General features: G+C 74.7%; 17 protein-coding genes and 1 pseudogene. 10 read left to right on the forward strand and 8 right to left on the reverse strand.

What is annotated here, in order from left to right; translation table 11 throughout:
* Window positions 1-71 precede the first annotated feature (71 nt).
* Together OO54_RS05650 and OO54_RS05655 are read left to right on the forward strand one after the other, a co-directional pair.
* Window positions 72-1,067, forward strand: a complete 996-nt coding sequence (locus OO54_RS05650; protein WP_078905064.1) for an N-acetylglucosamine kinase — start codon at window positions 72-74, stop codon at window positions 1,065-1,067.
* A gap of 144 nt (window positions 1,068-1,211) precedes the next feature.
* The gene (locus OO54_RS05655; protein ID WP_078905065.1) at window positions 1,212-2,135 is read left to right on the forward strand and encodes a sirohydrochlorin chelatase; all 924 of its coding nucleotides are present in this window, start codon (window positions 1,212-1,214) and stop codon (window positions 2,133-2,135) included.
* 152 nt (window positions 2,136-2,287) lie between these two features.
* On the opposite strand, the gene OO54_RS05660 is transcribed toward OO54_RS05655, so the two are convergent.
* The 3 genes from OO54_RS05660 to OO54_RS05670 form a co-directional block, all read right to left on the reverse strand.
* On the reverse strand, window positions 2,288-3,337 hold the full coding sequence (locus OO54_RS05660; protein WP_033201732.1) for a lactonase family protein: 1,050 nt from the start codon (window positions 3,335-3,337) through the stop codon (window positions 2,288-2,290).
* A 262-nt stretch (window positions 3,338-3,599) separates the two neighbouring features.
* Window positions 3,600-5,096 carry an FUSC family protein gene (locus tag OO54_RS05665; protein WP_033201897.1) on the reverse strand — a complete coding sequence of 499 codons (1,497 nt, stop codon included), beginning with the start codon at window positions 5,094-5,096 and terminating at the stop codon, window positions 3,600-3,602.
* Between the two features lie 315 nt (window positions 5,097-5,411).
* Window positions 5,412-6,107: an ester cyclase gene (locus OO54_RS05670; protein ID WP_017241334.1), complete on the reverse strand. Its 696-nt coding sequence runs from the start codon at window positions 6,105-6,107 to the stop codon at window positions 5,412-5,414.
* Window positions 6,108-6,275: 168 nt separating this feature from the next.
* On the opposite strand from OO54_RS05670, the gene OO54_RS05675 reads away from it, so the two are divergent.
* Entirely contained in the window at window positions 6,276-7,457 is a 1,182-nt protein-coding gene (locus OO54_RS05675) for a hypothetical protein (protein ID WP_033201733.1), read from the forward strand.
* Window positions 7,458-7,564: 107 nt separating this feature from the next.
* Here the strand turns inward: OO54_RS05675 and OO54_RS42270 are convergent, their stop codons facing one another.
* On the reverse strand, window positions 7,565-9,775 hold the full coding sequence (locus OO54_RS42270) for a protein kinase domain-containing protein (protein ID WP_051786735.1): 2,211 nt from the start codon (window positions 9,773-9,775) through the stop codon (window positions 7,565-7,567).
* A 175-nt stretch (window positions 9,776-9,950) separates the two neighbouring features.
* On the opposite strand from OO54_RS42270, the gene OO54_RS05685 reads away from it, so the two are divergent.
* The 3 genes from OO54_RS05685 (at window position 9,951) to OO54_RS05695 (ending at window position 12,823) form a co-directional block, all read left to right on the forward strand.
* Entirely contained in the window at window positions 9,951-11,459 is a 1,509-nt protein-coding gene (locus OO54_RS05685; RefSeq protein ID WP_033201734.1) for a DUF4246 domain-containing protein, read from the forward strand.
* Window positions 11,460-11,557: 98 nt separating this feature from the next.
* Window positions 11,558-12,382: a dienelactone hydrolase family protein gene (locus OO54_RS05690; protein ID WP_033201735.1), complete on the forward strand. Its 825-nt coding sequence runs from the start codon at window positions 11,558-11,560 to the stop codon at window positions 12,380-12,382.
* 105 nt (window positions 12,383-12,487) lie between these two features.
* Entirely contained in the window at window positions 12,488-12,823 is a 336-nt protein-coding gene (locus OO54_RS05695; RefSeq protein ID WP_033201736.1) for a YnfA family protein, read from the forward strand.
* A 69-nt stretch (window positions 12,824-12,892) separates the two neighbouring features.
* Here OO54_RS05695 and OO54_RS47160 read toward each other — a convergent pair whose 3' ends face one another.
* Entirely contained in the window at window positions 12,893-13,675 is a 783-nt protein-coding gene (locus tag OO54_RS47160) for a hypothetical protein (RefSeq protein WP_167348122.1), read from the reverse strand.
* Window positions 13,676-13,971: 296 nt separating this feature from the next.
* Window positions 13,972-14,763: pseudogene (locus OO54_RS47165) on the reverse strand (serine/threonine-protein kinase); the annotation flags it as partial.
* 113 nt (window positions 14,764-14,876) lie between these two features.
* Between OO54_RS47165 and OO54_RS05715 the strand changes: the two are divergent.
* Window positions 14,877-15,362: an Lrp/AsnC family transcriptional regulator gene (locus OO54_RS05715; protein ID WP_033201740.1), complete on the forward strand. Its 486-nt coding sequence runs from the start codon at window positions 14,877-14,879 to the stop codon at window positions 15,360-15,362.
* Window positions 15,363-15,437: 75 nt separating this feature from the next.
* Window positions 15,438-16,064 (forward strand): DinB family protein, encoded by a 627-nt coding sequence (locus tag OO54_RS05720; RefSeq protein WP_033201741.1) that lies wholly within the window; start codon window positions 15,438-15,440, stop codon window positions 16,062-16,064.
* 84 nt (window positions 16,065-16,148) lie between these two features.
* Here OO54_RS05720 and OO54_RS05725 read toward each other — a convergent pair whose 3' ends face one another.
* Window positions 16,149-18,209, reverse strand: a complete 2,061-nt coding sequence (locus tag OO54_RS05725) for a SpoIIE family protein phosphatase (RefSeq protein WP_033201742.1) — start codon at window positions 18,207-18,209, stop codon at window positions 16,149-16,151.
* A 497-nt stretch (window positions 18,210-18,706) separates the two neighbouring features.
* Here OO54_RS05725 and OO54_RS05730 point away from each other — a divergent pair, with 497 nt between their 5' ends.
* Complete coding sequence (locus OO54_RS05730) at window positions 18,707-20,245, forward strand: hypothetical protein (RefSeq protein WP_033201743.1); 1,539 nt, start codon at window positions 18,707-18,709, stop codon at window positions 20,243-20,245.
* Entirely contained in the window at window positions 20,242-22,062 is a 1,821-nt protein-coding gene (locus OO54_RS05735; RefSeq protein ID WP_051786736.1) for a serine/threonine-protein kinase, read from the forward strand. Before OO54_RS05730 ends, OO54_RS05735 begins: the two co-directional genes overlap by 4 nt.
* On the opposite strand, the gene OO54_RS05740 is transcribed toward OO54_RS05735, so the two are convergent.
* Window positions 22,044-25,139, reverse strand: a complete 3,096-nt coding sequence (locus tag OO54_RS05740) for an AAA family ATPase (RefSeq protein ID WP_033201745.1) — start codon at window positions 25,137-25,139, stop codon at window positions 22,044-22,046. The genes OO54_RS05735 and OO54_RS05740 overlap by 19 nt on opposite strands.
* Between the last annotated feature and the right edge of the window lie 12 nt (window positions 25,140-25,151).

A 25,151-nucleotide genomic window follows, 5' to 3' on the forward strand; every position in this document is an offset into this window, starting at 1 on the left:
GGTCCGTCACTCTACCGGCCTACAGTGACAGCGAACCTTCTTCCGCTCCACCCGCAGTGAGGACGGTGCACGTGGATCCCGTGAACGAACGGTCCGAGGGCTTGGTCGTCGGCGTCGACTCCGGTGGGTCGGGGCTCCGGATCGCGCTGGCCGGAGCGGGGGGCGGGGCGGTGCTCGGGACCGTGGTCTCGCGTGAACCGGTGCGGACCGGGGCCGGTGGGATCTCCGCCGCGCACTTCCTCGAGCAGGTGCTTCCGGCGGTCCGTGGGCTGGCGGAGCCGTACGCGTCGCGTCCGGTGGTCGCGGTCGCGGTGGGCGCCGCCGGCATGGCGACCCTCGGGGACGAGCTGCGGGCCGAGCTGCCGGGCGCGTTCGCCGGGGCGTGGGGGGTGAGGCGGGTCGCGCTCGCGGCCGACGGGGTCACCGCGTACGCCGGGGCGCTCGGGCAGCGGCCGGGGGCGGTCGTCGCGGGCGGGACGGGCATGATCGCGCTCGGCACCGACCTGACGGCATGGCGGCGCGCCGACGGCTGGGGGCACCTCCTCGGCGACTGCGGGGGCGGCGCCTGGATCGGGCGGGCCGGTCTTGAGGCGGCGATGCGCGCGTACGACGGGCGGCGGGGCGGTTCGGTGCCGCTCCTGGCCCGGGCCGAGAAGCTGTTCGGCCCGGCGGCCGGGGTGCCGGGCGCGCTGTACCCCCGTACGGACAGGGCCGCCGTGCTCGCCTCGTTCGCCCCCGAGGTGGGGCGGTGCGCCGGAGAGGACCCGGTGGCGGCGGACATCCTGGCGCGGGCCGCCGGCCACGTCGCCGAGGCCGCCGCGGCCGCCTGCCCCGGCGGGCCGGGGGCCGTGGTGGCGCTGACCGGCGGGCTGTTCGGGATGGGCGACGCGCTGCTCGTCCCGCTGCGGGCGGCGCTCGGGGAGCTGGTTCCGCACGCGCGTGAGGTGCCGCCCGCCGGTGATCCGCTCGCCGGGGCGGTCGGCCTCGCCACGGCGCTGGCCGGTGGCACTCTGCGGCTTCCCGAGGACCCGGCACTGCTGCGCGTCTTCGGGGGCCGGGCGGCGTAGGCCGGGGCATCCGCCCAGGTGGGGGGCGGTACGCGCGGCCGAGAGGGCCGCGGCGGACCTCCGGACCGGACATAGAGGGGCAGAAGGCGCGCGACCGCACCTCAGCCGACGGCGCCGTGGACGAAACCAGTAGCATGCGGCGCCATGAGCTCCCCCAATGGGCCTGCTTCCGGCCTGCCTGTACGAATGCCTCGACCCCGCCAGTCCGGGCGGCACCGTCGCCCCGAACCCGCGGCGGCGCCCGAGGGCGCTCCCGCACTGGTTCTCGCCGTTCCCGGCGTTCCGTCCGCCGCTGTTCGCTCGCTGGCCGAAGAGGTCGTGAGCATCGCCCGTTCCGAGCTGCCCGGCCTGGAGGCCGCGATCGGCTTCCTGGAGGGCGACGACACCGAGTACCCCGCACTGGCGACCGTGCTGACGTCGGCCGCCGCGCTGCGCACCGAGCGGTACGAGCTGGCCGTGGCCGCCGGCCGTGAGGTCAGCGCCCCGACCGGTCCGGCCACGGTCGTGGTCCCGCTGCTCGCGGGTCCGGACAGCGCCCAGATGCGCCTGGTGCGCCAGGCCGTCATGGACGGCGGCAACACGGCCGAGCTGACCGACGTGCTCGGTCCGCACCCGCTGCTCGCGGAGGCGCTCCACGTGCGCCTGTCCGAGGCGGGTCTGGCGCGGGCCGACCGCGCCCGGCTGTTCACGGTCGCCACGGCCGCCGACGGCATCATCCTGGCCACGGTCGGTGGCGAGGAGGCCGTGCAGGCCGCCGGGATCACCGGCATGCTGCTCGCCGCGCGCCTCGCCGTGCCGGTGATGGCCGCCGCGCTCGACCAGGAGGGCTCCATCGCCTCCATCGCCGACCAGCTGCGCGCCGCCGGCTCGGAGCAGCTGGCCCTCGCCCCGTACCTGATCGGCCCCGAGCTGGCCGACGGCCTCCTGGACGTCGCCTCGAAGGAGGCCGGGTGCGCCGCCGCCGAGCCGCTGGGCGCCTACCCGGCCATCGGCAAGCTGGTGCTCACGCAGTACACGGCCGCGCTGGGCATCCCGCCGCAGCAGCCGCAGGACGCGCCCTCGCTCTGAGGTCCCCGGTCCCGCGTCGCAGTCGTACGGGAGGGCCCGCTCCGGAATCGTCCGGGGCGGGCCCCTCGCCGTGCCGCGCCCCCGTGTGAGGGCCGCCCGCGGCGCGGGGACGGGCCCTTCGTGGCACCTGCCCCCGCGAAGGGACGCTGCCCTCAGCCGAAGACGACGCAGGAGGCCGCGGGTGCCTCGACGGCGCCCGCGCGGGACGGGATCCCGGTCACCGGGTCGAGGGTGAACCAGGTGACGTCGCCGGAACGCTCGTTGGCGGCGTACAGGCGCCGCCCGGAGGGGTCGAGGGTCAGGTCGCGCGGCCAGCGGCCCCCGCAGGGCACGGTGGCGACGAGGCGCGCCCCGGCGCCGTCCGCGTCGAGGGCGAGCACGGCGACGGTGTCGTCGCCGCGCACGGCGGCCCACAGGAAGCGGCCGTCGGGGGCGACGACGACCTCGGAGGGGTGGCTGGGGCCGGTGGCGCCCTCGGGGACGACGGAGGTCTCCCCGACGGGTTCGAGCACGCCCGCCACGGCGTCCCAGCGGCAGACGGTGAGGGTGGGCTCCAGCTCGTTCAGGACGTACGCGTACGTGCCCGCCGGGTGGAACGCGAGGTGGCGCGGTCCCGTACCCGGCCGCAGCGCCGTCTCGCCGTGCAGGGTGAGCGCCCCGGTGTCGCCGTCGAGCGCGCAGATCCGTACGGAGTCGGTGCCGAGGTCCACGCTGACGACCCACCGGCCGCTGGGATCGGGAAGCACCTGGTGGGCGTGGGGGGCGCGCTGGCGGTCGGCGACGGGGCCGCTTCCCTCGTGCGCCAGGACGGCCGTGGCGGCGCGCGCGGTGCCGTCCTCGGCCAGGGGCAGGGCCGTGACGCTGCCGGAGGTGTAGTTGGCCGTGAGGAGGTGGCCGTCGGCGACCGCGAGATGGGTGGGAGCCGCGCCACCGACGGGCACGGGCGGGCCGAGCGGCCGCGGTACGGGCCCGGTGACGTCGAACGCGGCCACCGCCCCCGCCTCGGTCTCCGACACGGCGTGCAGCACCGGGCCCGCGAGCGCGAGGAACGAGGGATCGGCGACGGCATCGCTCCCGCCGGTCACCGTCAGCGCGCCCGTCTCCGGGTCCACCTCCGCGGCGAGCACCCCGCGCCCGCCCGCCGACGTGAACGATCCGATGTACGCCCGCGCCCCGCCCGGTGCCGCCCCTGTGCCGCCCATGGCCCCTCCCCTGCCCCGTGGCCGGTCACGGTGGACCGGCCGTCGTCGTCCGTCGGCCCGACGGTAGCAGGCGGTCTAGACCAAAGCGTGAGCGTGGGACGGGCCGGACGAGACGCCGGGCCCTGTCCGGAAAGCAGCGCCGTCTGCCCGGAGGGCAGGGCTCGCGGTGTCCGGTGGGTACGAGCGCAAGGCCCGGACAGGGCCCAGCCGCCGGCCCGAATGGGACGACCGGACGTCGCGCCCTGGCGGGCGGGCGGCGCGCTCAGGCCGCCGGCACCAGGGGGGCGCGCGGCGACGTGCGCAGCGGTGCGGCCAGGTCCACCAGCGCCTGCTCCAGGCCGTGCAGGTGACCGAGGGCCGTCTCGGCCCCGGGGTGGTGCTGCGGGACGCCGTCGGCCTCGGCGGCCACCGCCCCCGCGGGACGCGCCTGCGGCACCAGGGCGCGGACGGCGGCCTCGACCCGCCAGGCCGCCGCCGCCAGCCGGGCGTCGTGGGAGGCGTCCGGGTCGGCGGCCACCACGGTCAGCCCCCTGATCTCCCGTGCGCAGTCGTCGAGGAGGGCCAGCACCCGGCGCGCCCTCGCCTTCCGCGCCCGCAACGGGCTCAGCGGGTGCACCAACGGCGCCAGGGACAGCCGCACCCGCCCCAGCAGCAGCTCCAGCTCCTGCGCGTGCCGCGCCGGATCCGCGGCGGGGTCCCCCGCCAGCCGCCGCGCCGCGGCCGTCGTGCACGTGTGCACACACGTCACCGCACGCTCGATCCAGGCGTTGGTCGCCGCGTGCGTGGTCACCGGCAGCAGTGCCACCCCGATCGCAGCCCCGATCGCCCCGACGGCCGTCTCCTGGAAGCGGAGCAGCAGCAGCCCGGGGTGCAGCACGCCGAGCAGCCCGTACAGGAGCCCGGCCATGACGGTCACGAAGAACATCATCCAGCTGTACGAGAGGGGCGCGGTGTAGAAGATCCCGAACACGCACACGGCAACCAGGAGGGCGGTGGGGCCGGCGGCGCCGCCGAGGGGGACGGCGATCAGGAGTCCGGCCGCGATGCCCGCGACCGTGCCGAGGACGCGGCGGAAGCCCCGTACGAGCGTCTCGCCGCGGGAGGCGGTGTTGACGAAGATCCACCAGGCCGTGCCGACGGCCCAGTACCAGCGTTCGTGGGAGATCATCTGGCCGGCCGCGAGCGCGATGGCGCAGGCCGCCGTGGCCTGGACGGCCTGCCGGGTGGTCGCGCGGGCCAGGCCCGACCCCGGCAGCGGGGCGGGCGCGGTCGGCGGCGGGACGCGGCGCTCGATGCACCAGGCCCCGAAGCGAACCGCTCCCACGACGAGCAGCGCGAGGGCGACGGCCGCGTACAGCTCGGGAAGCTGGGCGGGCAGCGCGTGCAGGAACTGGGTGACGAAGAACTGCATGAAGGCGAAGATGCCGAGGGCGTGGCCGCGCGGGCCCCAGCGGCGGGCGTACACGCCGGCGAAGACGACGAGCAGCCAGGCCGCGTCGCGGGCGAGCGGCACGTCGTGCAGGAGGGTCGCCAGGGCGAGCACGGGGAAGCCGACCGTCGGCAGCAGGGCTGTGGTGACGGCCTGGCGGCGGACCGTGGGGTCGGCCACCGTGAAGAGCGCGAGCAGCGCGGCGAGACCGGCGGTGATGGACGCGACGAGGGAGAGGCCGAGCATCTCGGCCAGGGCGACCGCGAGCGCGATGCCGAGGACGGCACGCAGCGAGACCCTGAGCCTGACCCGGCCCGGATCCGGTGCCATGAAGTACTTCCGCACGGCGGCCAATCCCGCCCCCCTTGATCTGTCCTCACCGCGCGCGAGGCTCCCCTGGGGTGGTGGGGGCTCGGACACGACGAAAGCACCGCGGGCCGGTCCGGCCTCGTCGCCGGACGGCGCTGCGCGGCGCCGAAGGTATGTGTTGCCTACAAGGATAGACCGAAAGGGGCATAGCGGCTCAACCGCCGGGCGAAACGCTGAGCCAATGGCTCACCTCCGGCGCGGTGAGAGTGACCGGATGAAAGCCATTGGCCCATGTCGACGAGCCCGCACGCCGTCCGCGCGGTCCGCCGACCGTGCTCAGCCCTCCATCGCTCCGAGCTGCTTCATCAGGCCGAGGTCGTCGAAGTTCCACCAGCTCTCCGCGATCTTGCCGCCCGCACAGCGGAAGGTCGCGTGGGCCGTTCCGGTCACCTCGCGGCCCGTGGCCTCCATGCCCTGGTACGCGCCCGTGTGACGCCCCTTGAACGATGCGCGTACACACACCGTGTCGCCCTCGGCGACCATGCTCTCGATGGTCGCCACGGGCTCGAACGCGGCCATGATCTCCTGGTTCTCGACCTTGGCCTGTTCGAGCCCGATGTCGTACGAGGACAGGGACGGGTCGTGCTCGCGGTAGTCGGCCGTACAGATCGCGTCCGCCGCGTCGACGTTCCCCGCGTTGATCACGTCGTCGAAGAAGCTCCGGACCACGGCCTTGTTGAGCTGCTCGTCACGCACCACGTCGAGGTCCGTGAACGACGGCTCCCTGTCGCACAGCGCGACCATCTCCCGGAAGATCCGGTCGGTCTCGGGCAGGTGCGAGTTCTTCATCGCCTCCTCGTAGGAGGGGAACTCCACGATCTCCACCACGTGGGTGGAGTCGGCGCGGTCGCGCCCCACGATCGAGTGGGTCGCCGTCCGCTTGCCCCGGGTCGCCTCGACCCAGGAATCCATCAGCTGGTTCAACTCATCGACCCTGCTCGTCGTGCAGTCGATGACCTGTACGAACGTCATCACGGCTCCCATCATCCGACGCGGCCCACGACAGCTTCAGGCTATGCCCGGCCCGCGGTCGGTGCCCCCGGACCGCCCGACCGGAACGGATCCGAGCCGGTGGCGGCCCGGGTCGCGCCGAGTCGCCTGCCGCCCAGGTGCGAGCCGATTCCCAGGAGTTGAAGCCGAGTGGGCGGCGTACGAGAATCGAAGGAGATTCGGCTCGGCAGCGCCGTCGTCGTCCTCGCGGCGTTCCTCTCCCGCGCGAGCGAGGAAGGATCGATCGAGATGGAGTTGTTCACCGGGGCGTACGGCGACAACCTCCAGGCCGAGGGGGCGGCCGACCGCAACCGGAGCATGCAGAACGCTCTCGACGGTTTCATGAACGGGCTGACCGGGGCCGACCGCGCCGCACTCGAACGGGTCGCCCTCACCGTGGTGGCCCTGGAGGACACCCAGGAACGCGCGTGGGCGGGTCACCGGCAGAACGAGGTCCACTACTCCGGCAGCATGGTCAAACTCCTGGCCATGTACGCGGCGCACACCCTGCGCTTCTTCTCCCGCCAACTGATCCTGGAACAGCATCCGCCGTCTTCGGACGCCTTCTTCCTCGGTCTTGAGAGCGCCTTCAACGGCAAGATCAGACAGAAGACCCCGAGCAAGATCACCCTCCAGCACGGGAGCGACGACGCCAAGATCGTGCCGGACTACCGGACGGTCCTCGAACCCCAACTCGACGCGTCGGGGCGGCCCGTCGGCGTCGAGTTCACCTTCGGCTACCGCACCCAGCTCAGGGAGATGCTCCTCCAGCAGCAGAACGCCGGCGCGGCGGCCAGCATCCACGGCGTCGCGTTCGGCTTCATGAACGCCAAGGCCGGGGACGACGGCTTCTTCCGGGAGCCGGCCCAGCAGGGAATCTGGCTCGCCGGCGACTACCTGGGGCAGTGGACCGCGGTGCGCATCGCGTCCACGAACGACGGGCAGGTCGCCCAGGCGACCACGACCGTGGACATGGCGAGACTCGTCACCCGGATGTTCGACGGCAGCCTGGAGAGCGGCAGCCCGACCGATCTCGTCCAGATGCTCGCGGGCGGCGGGCGCAGCTGGTTCCACCGCGAACTCCTGTGGCCGAACGGCGGGCTCTCCGCCACGCACTCCAAGATCGGCATCGGCCCCCTCAAGCCCAACAGCGCCGGCGTCGTCCACAAAGTGGTCTCGGAGGCGCTCAAGGTGCACGACGGCAACCGGGACCTCGACTTCGTGGTCGTGTGGCAGAACCTCAAGGTCCCCGCCGACCCGACCAGAGCCGAACTCGAGCGGGTCTCCCGCATGGTCGAGGCCACCGTCAACGGCTTCCTGCCCACCGTGTGAGGGCACGCGCATACGGACGTCTGCCGCCCCCGGCGGGCGACCGGGTCCGACTGTCCCTCGCCGCGGACACGGAGCACGCCGGGGGACGGGTCGGCGACGTGCCCCGGTCAGGCCGGGGAGGCGTAGGGGTCGACGGAGGCCCAGCCCTTGGTCGTGGCGGCGTAGACGATTCCGCCGGCGACGAGGAAGGTGGCGGCGCGGTCCGAGGGGGTGACGGCCGGGGAGGGGAGGGCGAAGCGGTGGCTGACGCGGTGTTGGACGAGGTCCACGACGGCGCCGGAGGTGCCGCAGAGCACGTAGGCGCGCTGTCCCGTCACGACGGCCGGTGAAGCGCCGGGAGGGCACGACAGGGCGAGGGGGACCCGCCAGACGGCCCCGCCGAGTTGGCCGATCTCGGAGAAGTCGGAGGAGGCGCCGTCACCGCCGGTGACGCCGAACCAGCCTCGCTCGGACACCGTGAGGGAGAAGGCGTCGCGCAGGCTGCTCGTCGTGCCGCCGTGCGCGTCGAAGTAGGACTGCGTCAGGTAGCCGCCTTCGGGGGTCCGGTGGGAGATCTCGCAGAGGAAGCGATGGTTCCAGCGGTACTCCCCTTGTGCGGGGACGATTCTCAGGCTCCACGGCTCGCACTCCTTGTCGAGGCGCGTCGTGTCGACGACCTTGCCGTCGGACGCCGCCAGGCTCGTGATGCGCTTGCCGTCACCGGTCCCCCCGGCCTCCGGCGTGAGGACGTGGACGAACCCGTCCGCCACCCTCACCCGGGGGTACGCGATGCCGCGGGAGCCCACGTCACGCCGCCACAGGGCCTTGCCGTCCACCGCGCCGACGGCGACGACGCGGCCGTTGAACGTGGCGCCGTAGAGCCGGGAACCGTCCACGGTCAGCTTGTCGACGGACCCGTCGGCGGTGTGGCTCCACAGCCGCCGCCCGTCCTCGACCGCGAAGCCCTGGATGCCTCCGGACACGGCGAGGGCGACGGTGTCTCCGACGACGGCCGGCGGATCGCCGCCTCCCCATGCGGCGCCCACGCGCCAGATCTCGGCCCCGGTGGCGGCGTCGACGCGGACGAGGCCCCGCTCGTCTCTTCGCTCGTCCACCGTCACGCAGACCAGCGACGCGGCCGCGTAGACGCAGGGGCCCGAGACCTTCTCGGTCACCCAGGAGCGCCACGCCTTCGGCCGGCGCTCCGGAGAGTCCGCGTACGCGTCCAGGTTGCCGGCGTCCCCTCCCAGGGTGGGGCTGTACGGCGTGTCGGCGGCCAGCACCGCGGCGTCCGGCACCCGGGAGCCCCCGTCGGGCGACCGGCCGTTCGCCGACGGCCCCGCGGCCGGGGCCTGGCCACGGCCGCCGATGCCGCCCCAGACCCCGTAGCCCGCCGCACCGGCCGTGAGGGCCACGGCGACGGCCAGGGCGATGAGAAGCGGACGACGTCGACGGCGGCCCGTGGGGACGGAAGGGCCCTCGGTCGCCGGCTTCGTCGCCCGGGGCGGAACGGAAGCGCAGGTTCCCCACTCGTCCTCGGCGACGGTCTTGAACGCGGCGATGAGGTCGTCGGGGCTGGGCCTCTCCCCCGCGTCCTTCGCCAGGCACCACCGGACGATCTCGCGGACCGTGCCGGAGAGCTCCGCCATGCGCGGCGGCTCGTGGACGACGCTGTAGGCGGTCATGTACGCGCTGCCCGCGTCGAACGGGCCCCGGCCGATGCTCGCGTAGGCCAGCACGGATCCCAGGGAGAAGACGTCGGACGCGGAGGTCACCCGGTGCGGGGCGTTGACCTGCTCCGGGGACATGAACGGCGGCGTACCGAGCATGCGGCCGGTCACCGTCATGGTCTGGTGGTCGGCGGCGCGGGAGATGCCGAAGTCGATGACGAGGGGGCCGTCGTCGGTGAGGAGGACGTTGTCCGGCTTCAGGTCGCGGTGGATGACGCCGACCGTGTGCATGTCCCTGAGGGCCTCGGCCAGTCCGACCGCGAGCAGCCGCAGGTCGGCTCCCCGGAGCGGGCCTTCCGCCTCCACCCGGCCGCGCAGGGTCGTCCCCGGGACGTACGCGGTGGCCATCCACGGCCGGGCCGCCTCCGGGTCGGCGTCGACGACGGGCGCGGTGAACGCGCCGCTGACCCGGCGTGCGGCGCGGACCTCCTGGACGAAGCGCGTACGGAACTCCGCGTCGGCGGCGAACTGTTCGTGGACGAGCTTGAGCGCGACCGACCGTCCGGACTCGGCCCGGGCCAGATACACCGTGCCCATGCCCCCGACCCCCAGCCGGTCGACCAGCACGTACCCGCCGACCTGGCGCGGATCACTCTCCGAGAGCCCCACGCCCCACCCCCTGATTCTGCGTGTACGCCGCAGAGACTACCCAGGCCACCGGGGCGGGGATCACCCGCGGCCCCCGGACCGGCGCCTCCGTGCCGGCGAGAGGAGCCCGGCTGGGGTGTCAGACCGCTGAAGTATTCTTCCGGCCACCGCACACCGACCGTGAGGAACAAGAGAATTGACCGGCTCGTCCGCCTTCCCGCTGCCCTTCCAGTCCTCCCGTTCCCTGGCGTTCGCGACGCCCCGGACGCTTCGGGAACTCGAGATGATGGAGTGCAGCGCGCACATCCGGGCGAAGCCGGGATGGTTCGACAAGAGGAACGACGCGGACATCGTCGCCAAGTGGACGCGGGAAGCGGTCGCCCAGGGCCTCACCGAGGCGCAGGTGCGTCACGTGCTCGCCGAACTCGACCACTACGCCGGGCTGCGGGACGGACGCACCGGTGTCGAGGTGTCCGCCGTCGACGGTGTGTGGCAGTCGGACGCGCTGATCGACGACGGGCTCAGGTCCCGGCTGAGCGAGGCGGTCCGGGTGCTGGAGCAGGTCCCCGACGCGGAGCGGGACTGGCATCCCGGATCGGACGGCCAGGTGCTGGATCTCGTACACCCCTCCCTGTTCTGCCTGGTGAGAGATGTGAGCGGCGCGCCCGAGCAGGCTTGGGAGAACCCGACGGACCGCTACTCGAAGTACGAGTTCTCGGAGAGGTTCCAGTGGTTGCCCACGGACGTCGAGGTCGGTGACGAAGGCGACGTCGCCTTCCGTTCGTACGTCAACAACGTCCATCCCGAGAAGCATCGCGCGCTGGCCTCGGTCCTGCCGGACCTGTTCGCGCGCATGCGTCCGCTGCTGGAGAACGTGCTCACCGACCTGCGCCATCCGCGGCCCCTGCGGATCGAGGCGGATCCCTACGGGTGGTACGGAGCGGCGCCGACGTACCCCGCCAAGTCCTCGTTCAGCGAGGACGCGGCCTTCAACGAAGCCGTCCTCGCATGGCGGGACGCTCACGACGAGTGGTGGGAGAACCGCCGCCCGGTCGTCCCGGACGCCCCGGTCTTCACCCCGCCCGAGTCGCCCGACGACGCCGCCCGGGTGGACCTGCGCGGTCGCCGTCTCCAGGTCATCGTGAAGCTCGCCACCATCCACCTCACCCCGGACAGGCCCGAGTACCCCGGCGGTTCCTGGCACGTCGAGGGGATGCTGAACGAGCGGATCGTCTCGACGGGCATCTACTACTGGGACAGCGAGAACATCACCGAAAGCCGGCTGAGCTTCCGGGCGGCGCTCGACGATCCGGAGTACGAGCAGAGCGACGACGACGGCATGCGCGAGGTCTACGGCCTGGAGAACGAGGACGCGCTGAACCAGGTGCTGGGATCGGCGTCGACCCCGGCGGGCCGCTGCCTGGCGTTCCCGAACATCCTGCAGCACCGCGTCGGCTCGTTCCGCCTCGCGGACGCCGACCGCCCGGGGCATCGCAAGATCCTGGCGTTCTTCCTGGTCGACCCGGAGCGGAGGATCGTCTCGACGTCCGACGTGCCTCCGCAGCAGCCGTGGTCCGACACCTCGACCATGACGCTCGAACAGGCCGAGGAGTACCGCGAACAGCTCATGCAGGAACGCAAGTTCTTCGTCGACGAACACAACGAGCAGCTCTACGAACGGGAATTCTCGCTCTGCGAGCACTGAACCTTCGCCGGAACCCTCCCAGGCGCGGCTACTCACGAGTAGGGTCTGACGCCGGCACTTCCCTGCCGGCCCCTGCCGGACGACAGCCAGGAGGACACGTGACGGACGACGGGCTGACCGACTTCACCCGCGAACGCTTCCGTCACGAGGGCCGGTCGCACACGGTGCTGCGGTCCGGGAAGGGTCCGGCGGTCATCGTCATGGCCGAGATCCCGGGGATCACTCCGAAGGTGGCGCGGTTCGCGCGGCGGGTGCGCGACATCGGCTGCACCGTGATCATGCCGGACCTCTTCGGGGTCGCCGGACGGGACCCCGATCCGGCGGCCCACGGCCGGACGGGGACCGTGGTGACGGGTTTGCGAGCCGTCGCCGACATCTGCGTGAGCCGGGAGTTCACCGTGCTCGCGGCCGGGCGCACCTCTCCCGTCGTCGGCTGGCTGCGGGCGCTCGCCGCCCGGGAGCACGAACGGTGCGGAGGCCCGGGTGTCGGCGCCGTCGGCATGTGCTTCACCGGCGGCTACGCCCTCGCGATGGCGACCGACGAGCGCCTCCTCGCGCCGGTCCTCTGCCAGCCGTCGCTGCCGCTCGCGGTCAGCGCGCGCAACCGCCGCTCCCTCGACATCTCCCCGGCCGACCTGCACACGGTCCAACGACGCTGCGAGGCCGGCCTGACCGTCCTCGGACTCCGCTTCCGGGGCGACCGGCTCGTCCCCGCCGAACGGTTCGCGCTGCTGAGGGCGAGGCTCGGCGACGCGTTCATCGGGATCGAACTCGACGACGGCGCGGCGAACCCCCACGCCCTGACCCCTCCGCACTCCACCGTCACCGAGCACCTCGTCGACGAACCCGGTCAGCCCACCCGCGAGGCCCTCGACCGGGTCCTGGATCATCTCCGAGCCCGACTGCTGACCTCTGACACGTGAGCGTCCCGCCGGCGCCGTGTCGCGCTGGGCGAGGCCGAGGACGAGGAGGGCGGCGGCGCGTCCCCGGGGGCGTCGGCGGAGTGGGTGTCGGTAGGCTCCGGCCGTATGACCGTCGCCCGTTCCGCCGCTCTGTTCGCCGTGGCCGCCCTGTTCGAGATCGGCGGCGCGTGGCTCGTCTGGCAGGGCATCCGCGAACACCGGGGGTGGGCCTGGGTCGGTGCCGGCGTCGTCGCCCTCGGCCTGTACGGCGTCGTCGCCACGTTCCAGTCGGACGAGCACTTCGGGCGCATCCTCGCCGCGTACGGCGGCGTGTTCGTGGCCGGGTCGATCGCCTGGGGCATGGTCGCCGACGGCTACCGGCCCGACCGGTGGGACGTCGTCGGCGCCGTGATCTGCCTCGTCGGCATGGGCGTGATCATGTACGCCCCCCGCGGCCACTGACCTCGCCCACGACGCGCCCCTGCCGCACCGGGTGCCCGACGCGCCGGCGCGTCGGGCCGGCCGTCGCCGCTACGCCTGCTTCAGGCAGTAGTCGGTGTGGCTGGTCTCGGTCCACGGAAGACTCTCCGGCTCGAGGGTGTATGCCGGGCCGCACTCCACCCTGTTGTAGACGGACTCCGCGACCCCGGTCACCCTCAGCTGGAGGAACGGGCCCCCGTCCGCGCAGGGGTGCGCCGTCCAGAGCAGGTCCGCGGGCAGGAGGCCCGCGAAGCCCTTCGACGTGTCGAGGCAGTCCCCTTCGCGGACGTACGGGCTGACACAGAGGTTCCGCGTCCGGAAGCGCTCGGTCGGCCGGCCGTCGGACGGGCAGGCGCCGTCGGCCCCTGGCACGGCCGTGACGGTGAACCGTGCGGTGGACGCCGAGCAGTCGACCTCGCGCGCTTCCCCGGGGCTGTAGGCCGCCGGAGCCGTACGGGTGTTGGAGAGGCAGGCGCCGACCTCCACCGGCTTTTCCTCACCGAGTCGGTCATAGGCGACGTAGCCGCCGACGAGTACGGCGGCCGTGAGCGCGGCGGCCGTGGGGATCCACACCCGGCGGGTACGGAGGACCGCGCCCGCCCGAGGACGCGCCCTCGGGGGTGAGGCCGGGAGCGGGGGTGGGGACGGAACCACGGCCGGTGCCACGGCCGGTGCCGGAACCGGGACGCGCTGCGGGCGGGCCGTCCGTGTGGTGGCGTGGTGCACCGCGCTGATGCCGTCGGCCACTTGGGCGCGGTCGGACCGGAGGCCATCGGGCCGGCCGTCGGGGCGGGGGACGTCGGGTCGGCCGTCGGGGCGGGGTACGTCGGGCATGCCGTCAGGCCTGAGGTCGGCGGGCCGGCTGCCGTCGGCCTTGAGGTCGGCGGGCCGGCTGCCGTCGGCCTTGAGGTCGGCGGGCCGGCTGCCGTCGGCCTTGAGGTCGGCGGGCCGGCTGCCCCGTGGTCGGCGGGGCTGACCGGGGGGACGTAGTCGTGGTGGGAGCGGATCAGTGATGTCCAGGCGGTGGGGAGGAGTTCGCTGCCGCCGGTGGGTCGGCGTTCGAAGGCGGCGAGCAGGTCGGCGGGGGTGGGGCGGGCCGCCGGGTCGAGGTGGAGGAGGGGCCTGATCAGGTCGTCGACGTCCGGGGGCAGGCCGGTGAGGGAGACCTCGGCCTGCTGGACCCGTGCGAGGAGGCGGAAGGCGTCCGCACCGGGCTCGTACGGCGGCCGTCCGGTGGCGAGGTGGAAGAGCGTCGCGCCCGTGGAGTAGACGTCGGAGGCCGGTGTGGATCCCTCGCCGCGGGCCTGTTCGGGCGAGGTGAACGCGATCGTGCCGAGCGTGAGGGACGTGCGGGTCAGGTCCAGGGCGTGCGAGATGCCGAAGTCGATGAGCCGCGGCCCGGTGAGCGGCAGGAGGACGTTGCCCGGCTTCACGTCCCGGTGCACGATCTCCGCCCGGTGGAGGTCGACCAGCGCCTCGGCCATTCCGGCGGCGATCCAGCGCACGGCCGCCGGGGACAGGGCGCCGCCGTCGCGGACCAGTTCGGCGAGGGAGGGGGCGGGGACGTACTCCGTGGCCATCCAGGGCCGGGGACCGTCCGCGTCCGCGTCGAGGACGGACACGGTGAACACCCCGGTGACCCGGCGGGCCAGCGCCACCTCGCGGGCGAACCGACGCCGGTCGGACTCCGCGACCTCGCCCTCCGCGAGGAGGGTCTTGACCGCGACGAGACGGCCGCTGACGGTGCGGCCGAGGTAGACCCGGCCCATCCCGCCGGCCCCGACCCGGCCGATCAACCGGTATGAGCCGAGCCGCTCCGGGTCGTCTCCCTGAAGCGGCCGCACCTGCGGCGTTCCCGTCATTTCTCTCCCGTTCCCCCCGGTCCGATGGCACCGACCGTACGGGATGCGGCGAGTGCCCATCGGTACAGTCGTGAATCGGGTGCGTTCACACGCGTTCGGACGGGGTTCGGACCATGTGGGCGGTTGGGAACGGTTCGGTCGAGGCGACCGGGGACAGAGGAGGCCGACGGAGCATGGCGGTGGACGAGCTCGACACCAGGATCCTGCGGTTGCTCATCGAGCAGCCGCGGACGAGCGTGCGCGAGTACGCGCGGATCCTGGGGGTGGCGCGGGGCACCGTGCAGGCCCGCATCGACCGCCTGGAGCGGGACGGGGTGATCACGGCTACCGGGCCGGTCCTCTCCCCGGCCGCACTCGGGCACCCGGTGCTCGCCTTCGTCCACGTCGAGGTGACCCAGGGGCGTCTGGACGAGGTGGGCGACGCGCTCGCGGGCGTGCCCGAGATCGTCGAGGCCTTCTCCATCACCGGCGGCGGCGATCTGCTGACGCGGGTGGTGGCGCGGGACGCCGGGCACCTGGAGGACGTCATCCAGCGGCTCATCCGGCTGCCGGGGGTGGTCCGCACCCGCACCGAGATCGCGCTGCGCGAGCGGGTGGCGCACCGGCTGCTGCCGCTCGTCGAGGCGGTCGGGCGGAGGTCGGGGAGCAGCCGGCCGTGAGCCGCGAAATTCACGGGCGGGCGGCGACGGCCTGTGGCAGGGTACGAGCCCTTGTCCCTTGATCCGGAGTGACCGATGCCCGTACCCGCCCGACTCGCCCCTCTGCTCGCCCAGTTCGACTTCGCCCGGCAGCGGCTCGGCGACCGGATGGCGGGCCCGCTGATGGACAGCGGGAACGGCACGGAGGTGCAGGTCGGTCCGATGACCGACGCGGAGTACCTCTGGGAGCCGGGGCCGGGCTGCTGGTCGGTGCGTCGGCACGCGGACGGACCGGGGCCGGGCGCCACCGTCCTCGTGGGCGCGGGCGAGTTCGGCCGGGACACGACGCCGCCGCCGCACCCGGAGCCGGCGCCGTTCACCACGATCGCCTGGCGCCTCAGCCACCTCGCCGAACTGCTCGCGCTGCGCGCCGACCACACCAACGGCAGCCACTCCCTGACCCGCGACGACTACCGGGTCAGCGGGGACGTCGCCACCGCCGTCAAGGCCTTCTCCGCCGCCGCCGACGCCTGGCGGGACGCCCTGCTCTCCGCCGACGACGAGGCCCTGGACACGGTGGGCCATTGCACCTACCCGCACGGCAGCGACCCCGAGGAGCTCTTCCTCGACGTCGTCTGGTGGGTGAACCAGGAAATCCTGCACCACGGCGCGGAGATCGCCCTCCTCAGGGACCTGTACCGGCTGGGGAACGCGGCGTCCTGACGCCGCACGGTGCCCGGCCGCCCGGGTCGGCCTCGCCACGGCCGGCCTGGTCGACGGGCCGCCTCCCTTCGCCGGTACGGGAGTTCAGCGGGTCGTACGGGCGAGCAGCATCGCCACGTCGTCCTGGGCGGGGCCCGCGAGGAGCTGCCCGAGGACCTCGTCGCAGAGCGTGTCGAGGGGCCGGTCGAGGGGCCGGAGCGCCTGGGCGAGCTGGCGCATGCCCTCGTCGAGGTCGCGGTCGCGGGCCTCGATCAGGCCGTCGGTGTAGAGGACGAGGAGGCCTCCCTCGGGCAGTGCGACCTCCTCCGTGCCGAAGTCGTGGGCGCCGGTGCCCAGCGGGGTGCCCGGCGGGCCTTCGAGGAAGGTGACGGTCCCGTCGGCGGTGGCCACGGCCGGTGGCGGGTGGCCCGCGCGGGCGATGACCCAGCTGCCGGTGGCCGGGTCGTGGACCGCGTACACGCAGGTCGCCATCTCGTCCTCGCCCAGGTCGGCGACGACCGCGTCGAGCGAACTCAGCATTCTGGCCGGCGGGATGTCGTGGCGGGCCAGGGTCCTCACGGCGGTGCGGAGTTGGCCCATGACGGCCGCCGCGTGGATGCCGTGCCCCATGACGTCGCCGATGACCAGGCCCGTCCTGCCGCCGGGCAGGGCGATCGCGTCGAACCAGTCGCCTCCGACGTCGTGCGCGCTCGCGGGCAGGTAGCGGCCGGTGAGTTCGAGGCCGGCGACGGAGGGGAGCTCGTTGTTGGTGAGGCTGCGCTGGAGGGTGATCGCCGCCTCCCGCTGGGTGGTGTAGAGGCGGGCGTTGTCGATGTTGAGGGCGGCGCGGGCCACCACCTCGTCGATGAGGACGCAGTCCTGCGCGTCGAACGGCTCCCGGGTCCGCAACCGGGTCACCGTCACCGCGCCGAGCACCTGCCCCCGGGCCACCAGGGGGACCAGGCGCGCCGAGCCGATGCGGGTGGCGAGGTAGGTGCGGAGTGCCTCGGTGCGGGGGTCCTTGAAGAGCTCCCGGATGTCGGACGTGTAGAGGTTCGTGGGCCGCCCGTGGACGACGACCTGTTCGTACACCGAGTCGAGGGGGATCTGGAAGGTCTGTCCGGGGGCGAGCAGGGACGTCGGCGCGGTGGGGTCGGGGAAGCGGGCCGCGAGCCGCCGGAGGACCCCCCGGGTGGAGGCGGCCGGATCGTCCGGTTCGAGGACCGACTCCAGCATCTGTACGTCCGCGGAGTCCGCGAGCTGGGGCACGAGGAAGCGGACCGCCTCCTCGGCGGTCTGCTTCAGGTCGAGCGTCGTGCCGATCCGGGCGCCCGCCTCGGCGAGCAGCGCGAAGCGGTGGCGGGCCCGCTCGACCTCGGTGTGGGCCTCCTGGCTCTCGGTGATGTCCACGAGGGAGGCGATGAGCCCGAGGGACCGGCTCTCGGTGCGGTCGACGAGCGGCGCGTACGAGCAGGACCAGATGTGGTCCCGGTCGGGGTCCGCCGGGGTGCGGCCGACCCGGCGGGCGTCGACGACGGCGTTCCCGCTGTCGAGGACCTGCCGCATCAGCGACTCGAGCGAGGCGGCGTTGACGCCCGGCACGACCTCGGTGAGGCGGCGGCCCACGTGTTCCGCCGCCGGCATGCCGTTCATCCGGGCGAGGGCGTCGTTGACGCGCAGGAAGCGCAGGTCGGGGCCGAGGAGCGCGAGGCCGATCGGCGACTGGGTGAAGAGGCTCTCCATCGCCGCCAGGTTCTCCCGCATCCGCAGGACCTCGGAGGTCTCCACCGCGATGAGCATCGCCCCCGGCCGGCCCTCCGGGTCGGCGGCCGGCACGATCCACATCTCCATGGCGACGGTGTGCCCGTCGCGATGGCGCACGGGGAGCGTTCCGACCATGGTCTCGCCCGCCTGGACGCGGTCGGTCAGCCGCTCGGCGAGTTCGCGGTTGGCATCGGGGACGAGCAGCGGCGTCGCCAGCCGTCCCAGCACGTGCTCGGGGCGGTGTCCGAGGAGGTCCTGGGCCGCGAGCGACCACTCGACGATCCGGCCGTCGGCGTCCTCCCGCCACAGGGCGATCGGCAGCAGCTCGCGGAGCACGCCCGCGTCCCCGACGGCCGCCCTGGGCGGCTGCGGAACCCTGCTCGACGACTGATCTGTCTCCAACGCATCGACCTACGCATCGGCCCGGCCCCAGGGGGCGCAATCCCTACCGATTCACCCTAGCCGAGTCGCCGACGGCAGGCCCTGCGCGGTGCGGCCGATCGAGGACCGCCGGTTCCGTAGTTCTACGGATGCGCGGAGCGGAGCGGGCCTGCGAGAGTCGGTCCGACCCCTGCGTACATCGTCCGTGCCGACCTCGGTCACCACGGGCGTGGCCGCGTGCCCCGCCCCTGCCGTCCCCTGCCCGCGTCACCGCCGGCTTCGCCCACCGTCCGTGCTGTCCCTGCCCGACTCCTCCCCCGCCCGCCTCCTCCCCCGCCCGCCTCCTTCCGCGCCCGCCTCCTTCCGCGCCCGCCTCCTTCCGCGCCCGCTGCCGACCCGCTCCCGCGCCCGGCCTCCGCGCCCGGCCTCCGCGCCCTGTCCCCGCTCGCCCGTCACCGTCGTCCTCTTCCTGTTCGCCCCCCGTTTCCCGCTCGCCACCTCTTCCCGGAGCACTTCGCATGCGCAGCCGCTCGCCCGACGAGTTCTGCCTCGGCGTGCCGTCGTACGGCGGCACGCCGGGCGCGGGCGATGAGCCGGTGGAGGCTCGCGAGCAGCTGCACCGGGCCCGCCGGTTCACCGCCGAAGGGCACCCGGCGGCGGGCGGGGCGTGGGAGCGGGCCGCGACGGCCTTGCGGCGCGCCGGCGGGACGATCACGCCGGGGGATCACGCGGACGCGCTGGACTCGACCGCGCTCGACTGCCGGGGAAGGGCACGCGCCGCCGCCGGGCCGCTCTTCGCGCGGGCCGCCGATCTGCACGAGCGGGCGGGGCAGCACGGCAAGGCGCTGGTCTCCCGGATGCGGGCGGTGCTGGCAGGCGAGGACGCCGGGGGCACGGCCCGCTTCCAGCTCGGGGAGCTGTGCGAACGGGCCGCCGTCCTCTACCGGACCGGGCGGGCCACGGCCGGGCAGGCGACGACGGTTCTCCTGCTCCACGCCCGGGCGCGGGCCGATCGCCTCGACACCCTCCCCGACCCGGCCGCCGGGGCCGCCGGGCTGCGCGAGGAACTCGGGCGGCTGATCACCTCCGCCGCACCGCACCGCGCGGACCCCGCCGTGCTCTGTCCGCTCGCCGACGCCCGCGCACTCCTCGGCCGGATCAGCGCGCCGGACGACCCGGCCCGGGCCCTGGTCCACCTGAGGGCCGCCGTGGCGGGCCACCGGGCCGCGGGGCGGCCGTGGGGAGCCGCGGAGCACGAGTTGGTGCTCGCCGGACTGCTCCGTTCCAGCGGTGCCCACGAGGAGGCGGCGGCGCTGCTCCGTGCCGCCCTCCCTTCCGACGGCTCCGCCGCCTCGCTCCGCCGCGGCGACCGGGCCCGGCTCTGCCTCGCGCTCGCACGGGCCGTCGCGGGCCCGCACGCGGCCGGTCGCGGACGGGGCGGTTGGCGCGTCGGGACCGGGGAGGGGTCCGCTGGCTCGCGCGGACCCGGTCGTGGAACGGACGGGCGGCGGCGTGTCGAGGCCGAGGAGGTGGCGCTGCTCGTGGAAGCCGTCCGGCTGACCGGCGGGGCGGCCGTGGATCCGTGCCTGGGAGCGCTGGCCCGGCTGCGGCTCGGCTCCGCGTACGCCGAGCTCGGCCGGTGCCGGGAGGCCGTCGGGCTGCTCGAGGAAGCCCTGCGGGGGTTCGCGGAGGACGGCGACGAGGCGGGGCTCGTACGGGCCGGGGCCTGGCTCGCGCACAGCGCGCAGTGCCTGGGCGATGCCGGTCGGGCCGGGCGGGAGTACACGCGCGCGGCGGCGCGGGCCGGGCAGTGGGAGGATCCTCGGCACGCCGAGGCCCTGGGCCGTGTGGCGGCGCGAGCGCGCGCCGCCGCCGGCTCGCCGGAGCGGACCGACCGGGCCGGGGCCGGTTGCGCCGGTCCGCGGTCGGAGTTGCGCGGGCTGCCGGAGCCGTACGGGCAGCCTGGGCGGTACCAGGTGAACGTGTACGGCGACGTGGGCGGGACCGGGCGGAACACCGTCGCGGTCCCGAGGACCCGAGTGCAGGGGTGCGTGTGAACAGAGTGATCGACGGCCGCTTCGAACTGGTGGAGCGGCTGGGCGGCGGCGGCATGGGAACGGTCTGGCGCGCCCGCGACCTGGCCCTCCACCGCGACGTGGCGCTCAAGGAGGTCAGGCCGCCCGATCCCGCGCTTGCCGAGCACGACACCGAGAGCGCCCGGACACTGCGCGCCCGGGTGCTGCGCGAGGCACGGGCGCTGGCCAGGATCGACCACCCCAACGTGGTGACGATCCATCACATCGTGGACGCGGGCGAGGGAACGTACCCGTGGCTCGTGATGGAGCTCGTCACGGGCGGCTCGCTCCAGGACCGGCTGGACCGGGGCACGATGACCCCCGCCGAGGCCGCCTCGATCGGCCGCGGGCTGCTGTCGGCCCTGCGCGCCGCCCACGAGTTGGGCATCGAGCACCGCGACGTGAAGCCCGCCAACGTCCTGCTGCGCCCGGACGGCAGGCCGGTGCTGACCGACTTCGGCATCGCGGCGATCCGCGAGTCCACCGTCCTGACCGCGTCCGGCTCGATCATCGGGTCCCCGGACTACATGGCCCCCGAGCGGATCCGCGGCGGTGCGAGCGGACCGGCCGCCGACCTGTGGTCCCTCGCCATGCTCCTGTACGTCGCCGTCGAGGGCCGTCACCCGCTGCGCCGCGAGAACACCCTCGCCACCCTGGCGGCCGTCCTCTCCGACGACGTGCCGCCGCCGCTGCGGGCCGGCCCCCTCACCGGCGTCCTCACCCGCCTCCTGGTGCACGACCCCTCCGCCCGCCCCGGCACGGAGGAGCTCGACCGCGCCCTCGCGGCCGTGGCGACGGCGGAACCGACGGGGCATCAGGACACGGGCGGGGTACGGGACACGGCGCGGCCACCGCTGGAGGACGAGCGCCGGCCCGGAGCGGCGGGGCCGCGGATGGCGGGCGGCGGCACGGCCGGTGGCGGAACCACGGCCGGCGGCCCGGCGGAGACGACCTCGTTCCACCTGGCGCCCCCGTCACAGGCACTGTCCGCAGCGGCGTCGGCCACGCCTTCGGCCTCGTCCGCGTCCGCCTCGGGCGCCTTCGCTCCCTCGGGCCCGGCTTACGCGCCCGGCGCGGGTACGGGACCCGTACCCGCCACGGCCGCCTCTCCGGCACGGGTCGCCGGCGGGCGGCGGGGTGGGCGTGCCCGGCGGTTGCTCGGTTTCGTCGCCGTGGTGGTCCTCGCGGTCGGCATCCCCGTCGGCGTGATGGCCTGGGACTGGCGGCCCGGCGAGCCCGGAGGGGATCCGACCGCCGCTCCTCCGGCACAGCGGGGCCCGACCGCCGGACGGTCCTCCGCCTCCGCCTCCACCGCGCCGGTGGAGGAGTCGACGACGCCGGCGCGGCGCGATCTGCTGACCCCCGACGGGGTGCGGGCGGCCGTGGCCGCGGTGCACGCGGCCACGGGCGGCGCCAAGGTGTCGGGCTTCGTCGTCTACCCGGACTACGCGGTGGCCGAGTCGCTCGTCAAGGGCAGCACGAAGCGGTACGACCGGTACATGTACCGGGGCGAGGACGTGGCCGTCCGGCAGGGCCCCGGCGGCACCGTCTTCCCCGGAACGGTGCCGACCGACCTGGACGCCTTCGACTGGGACGTCCTGCCGGCGCTCATGAAACGCGCGGACAAGGAGCTGGGAGTCGCCGAACCGACCAGCCGCTACCTCGTCGTCAACCCGGGCTCCACGCTCCTCGGCAGCGGTCCCGGACTGAGCGTCTACCTCTCCGACACGTACGGCTCCGCGTACCTCAAGACCGACGCCAAGGGCCGGGTGATCGCCACCTATCCGCGCGAGAACTGACCTCCGCCGGCCCCGGCCCGGACCACGAGCGAGGCGAGTCCGGCTCTCGTCTCCACGCCGGTCTTGCGGTAGACCCGGGCGACATGGCTCTCGACCGTGCGCGGGCTGAGACAGAGCCGGTCGGCGACGGCCTGGTTGGTGAGCCCCTCGGCGACGAGGGCCGAGATCTCCCGCTCGCGCGGGGTCAGCACGGCGAGCCGCCCCCCTGCCGCGCTTTCCGGCGGGGCCGGTCTGGTCCGGTCGGCCAGGTCCACCAGCATCCGGGAGCCGGCCTCGGCTGCCAGCCGGCGCCCTCTTCGCCACACCGCGGCGGCCTGCGCTCCGTCGCCCGACGCGTGCAGTTGGGGGGCCGCGAGGAGCAGGCTGTGGGCCTCCCGCACGGCAGCGCCCGAGCGGGCGCTGTCCATGGCCGCCTCGACGAACGTCCGGGCCGCCGCGGCCGGTTCACCCCGCTGCGCCAGGATCTGTCCCTCGGCACGCAGCGCCGCACCCCGCTGGACGGGCAGGCCGAGGGCGTCCGCCTCGGCCCGGGCGAGTTCCGCCCCCCGCTCGGCCTCGGCGAGGTCGCCCGCGGCGAGGGCCGCGCCGACGAGCAGTTCGAGATAGCCGGGGCGCAGTGAGGGCTGCACCCTCGGCAGGTCCCGGTCCCCTCCCGCCCGGACCAGCACCTCCCGCACCCGGTGCGGGTCCTGGGTCAGCGGGATGCCGTAGCCGAGCAGGCAGCGGGCCTGGGTGGCCCACCACCCCTCCGCCGTCCCCACCGTCGCCGCCGCCTCCGCGGCGGCGGCCGGCGCCTCGGGGTCCCCGAGGGGGCGTGCGTGGAGCAGGACCATGGCCCGGATGGCCCGGCTGAATCCCAGGAGTTCGGCGCCGCCGAGTGCGCCGGCCACGGATACGGACTCGTCCGCCAGATCGAGGGCGGCCCTCATCCGGCCGGTGAGGAAGTGGACGTACGCGCCGCAGAGGAGGAGCTGGGAGAGCGCGAAGGGCCGGCCGTGCCGGCGGGCCATCTCGACGCCGCGGGTGGCGTGGCGCCCGGCGGCCCCGTACTGCTCCAGGAAGACCTCACACCAGCCGAGGCGCACCAGCGACTCGGCGTGGTCGGCCAGTTCGCCGTCGGTGAAGGCGTCCGTGAGCGCCGCCGCCTCCGTCGCGTACGCGCGTGCGGTCGCGGTGTCCCCCTCGTACGCCTCGCCGAGCGCCGCGAGCGTCAGGACCTCGGCCGTCCCCGGCTCGTCACCCCGCCGTCTCGCCTCGTCGAGCGCCTCCGCGACGACGGAGCGCACCTCGGGGTACCGGGCGGCGAAGAGGGCCCTGCACCCCCATTCCACGACGAGCCATGTCCTCAGGTCGGGCCGAGGCCCGGGGGTCCGCTCCAGCTCGCGCCGGAGCAGCACGTCGGCCTCCGGATACCGGCCGAGGTGACGCTCCATGAAGGCGCAGAGGAGTACGGCGGAGGTCCGCAGTTCCGCCGTGGCTGCGGGATCGTCGGCCTCGCCATCGGGTATGGCGTCGGCGTGTCCGACACCGGGTCCCGCGTCGCCGCGCCGGTCGGGGCCGCAGTCGTCGATGAGCCGGTGGAGGAGGTCGCGGCTTTCCGCGACGCGGCCCGCGGATCCCAGGGCGCGGGCCCGTCGGAGCATCAGGTCCCGCCGGGTGGCGCGGTGGCCGGGGGCGTCGGGGAGCAGGTCGAGGACGACCGCGAGCCACTCCGCGGCGCGGGCGGGGTCGGCCGCGCCGACGAGTTCGGCGGCCCGGACCAGTTCGGCGGCGGTGTGCGGGTCCCAGGCGGTCGTGGCCCGCACGAGGTGGGGGGCGCGCTCGGTCAGGGGTGCTCCGGCCTCGGCGAGGGCCGCCGCGGCCCGCCGGTGCAGTTCCTGGCGCCGCCACGGGTCGAGGGCGCCGCGCACGAGTTCCGGCAGGGCGGGGTGGCGCAGTCCGAGGAGGCGTCCCCGCCCGTCGGGCCGGACGAGGTCACGGCGGGCGAGGGCGCTCAGGGTTTTGTCGACGTCCTCCCGTTCCATGCGGTGGGGAGCGGTGGGGGCGACGCGCGCGACCAGTTCGGGTGTCGCCCGCTCGCCGAGCACGGCGATCGCCTCGACGACGCCCCGCTCGGCCGCGTGCAGCGGGCTGAGTTCGTCGAGCAGCACCGCCACCGGCCCGATGCCGACCGGCTCGCCCCGGCCGGTGCGCGCGAGCGCGAGGGCCCGGTAGTAGAGCGGGACGCCCAGGCTGGCCCGGTGGACCTCCAGAGCCGCTGGGGGCGGGAGTTCGGGGGCGAGCCCCGCCGCGCACTCCTGCTCCCCCAACGGCCCGAGGGCCAGCGGTGACACGGCCCCCGAGTCGACGGCGCGGGCCAGGGCCGCCGCGAGGTCGGGCGTCGTCTGGCGTTCCCGGCGGGCCAGTACGAGCAGGACGGGCGCCCGGCGGGGGTGCCGCAGCAGGTGGTCGACGAGTTCCACGGACACCGGGTCCGCTTCGTGCAGATCGTCGAGGACGATCACGAGTCCGCGGTCCGTGACCCTCCCCAGGGCAGCGGCGATCCGGCGCACGTGGCCGGCCCGTCCGGCCGCCTGGATCGCAGGTCCGGTCCGTCCCGCCGTGGGGTCACCGGTCCCGCCGGCTTCGGGGTCCTCGGACTCGATCCCTCCGGCCCCGAGGACCGCGGGTCCGGTCCGTCCGGCCGCGTATGCGCCGGCGGCCGGCCCTTCCTCCGGCTCCGGGAGCGGGGGCGACTCCACGAGGTCCGCGAGCTCGGCGAGGGCCGGGGTCGTGGCGCGGTCGCGGTCGTCGAGGTCGGCGAGGGCGTCGGCGAAGACGTGGAAGGGGGTGCCGTGGTCCGTGCCGGCGGGGCGGGAGCGGCCGTGCAGGACGACGGTGCCACGTCGGCGGGCGCGTACGGCGAACTCGGCGAGGAGCCGGGTCTTGCCGATGCCCGGCTCTCCCGTGACGTCGACGGCGACCGGCCCCGTGCCCCCGGACCTGAGGCGCAGCAGCGCGTCGAGTCGGTCGAGTTCGCGGGCCCGCCCGACGAGGGGCGCGCGGTCGGCGCACCCCCGGTCCCCGAACGTCTCCATGTGCCAGCCCCC

It is taken from the genome of Streptomyces wedmorensis (assembly GCF_000716445.1).
GTDB lineage: Bacteria > Actinomycetota > Actinomycetes > Streptomycetales > Streptomycetaceae > Streptomyces > Streptomyces wedmorensis.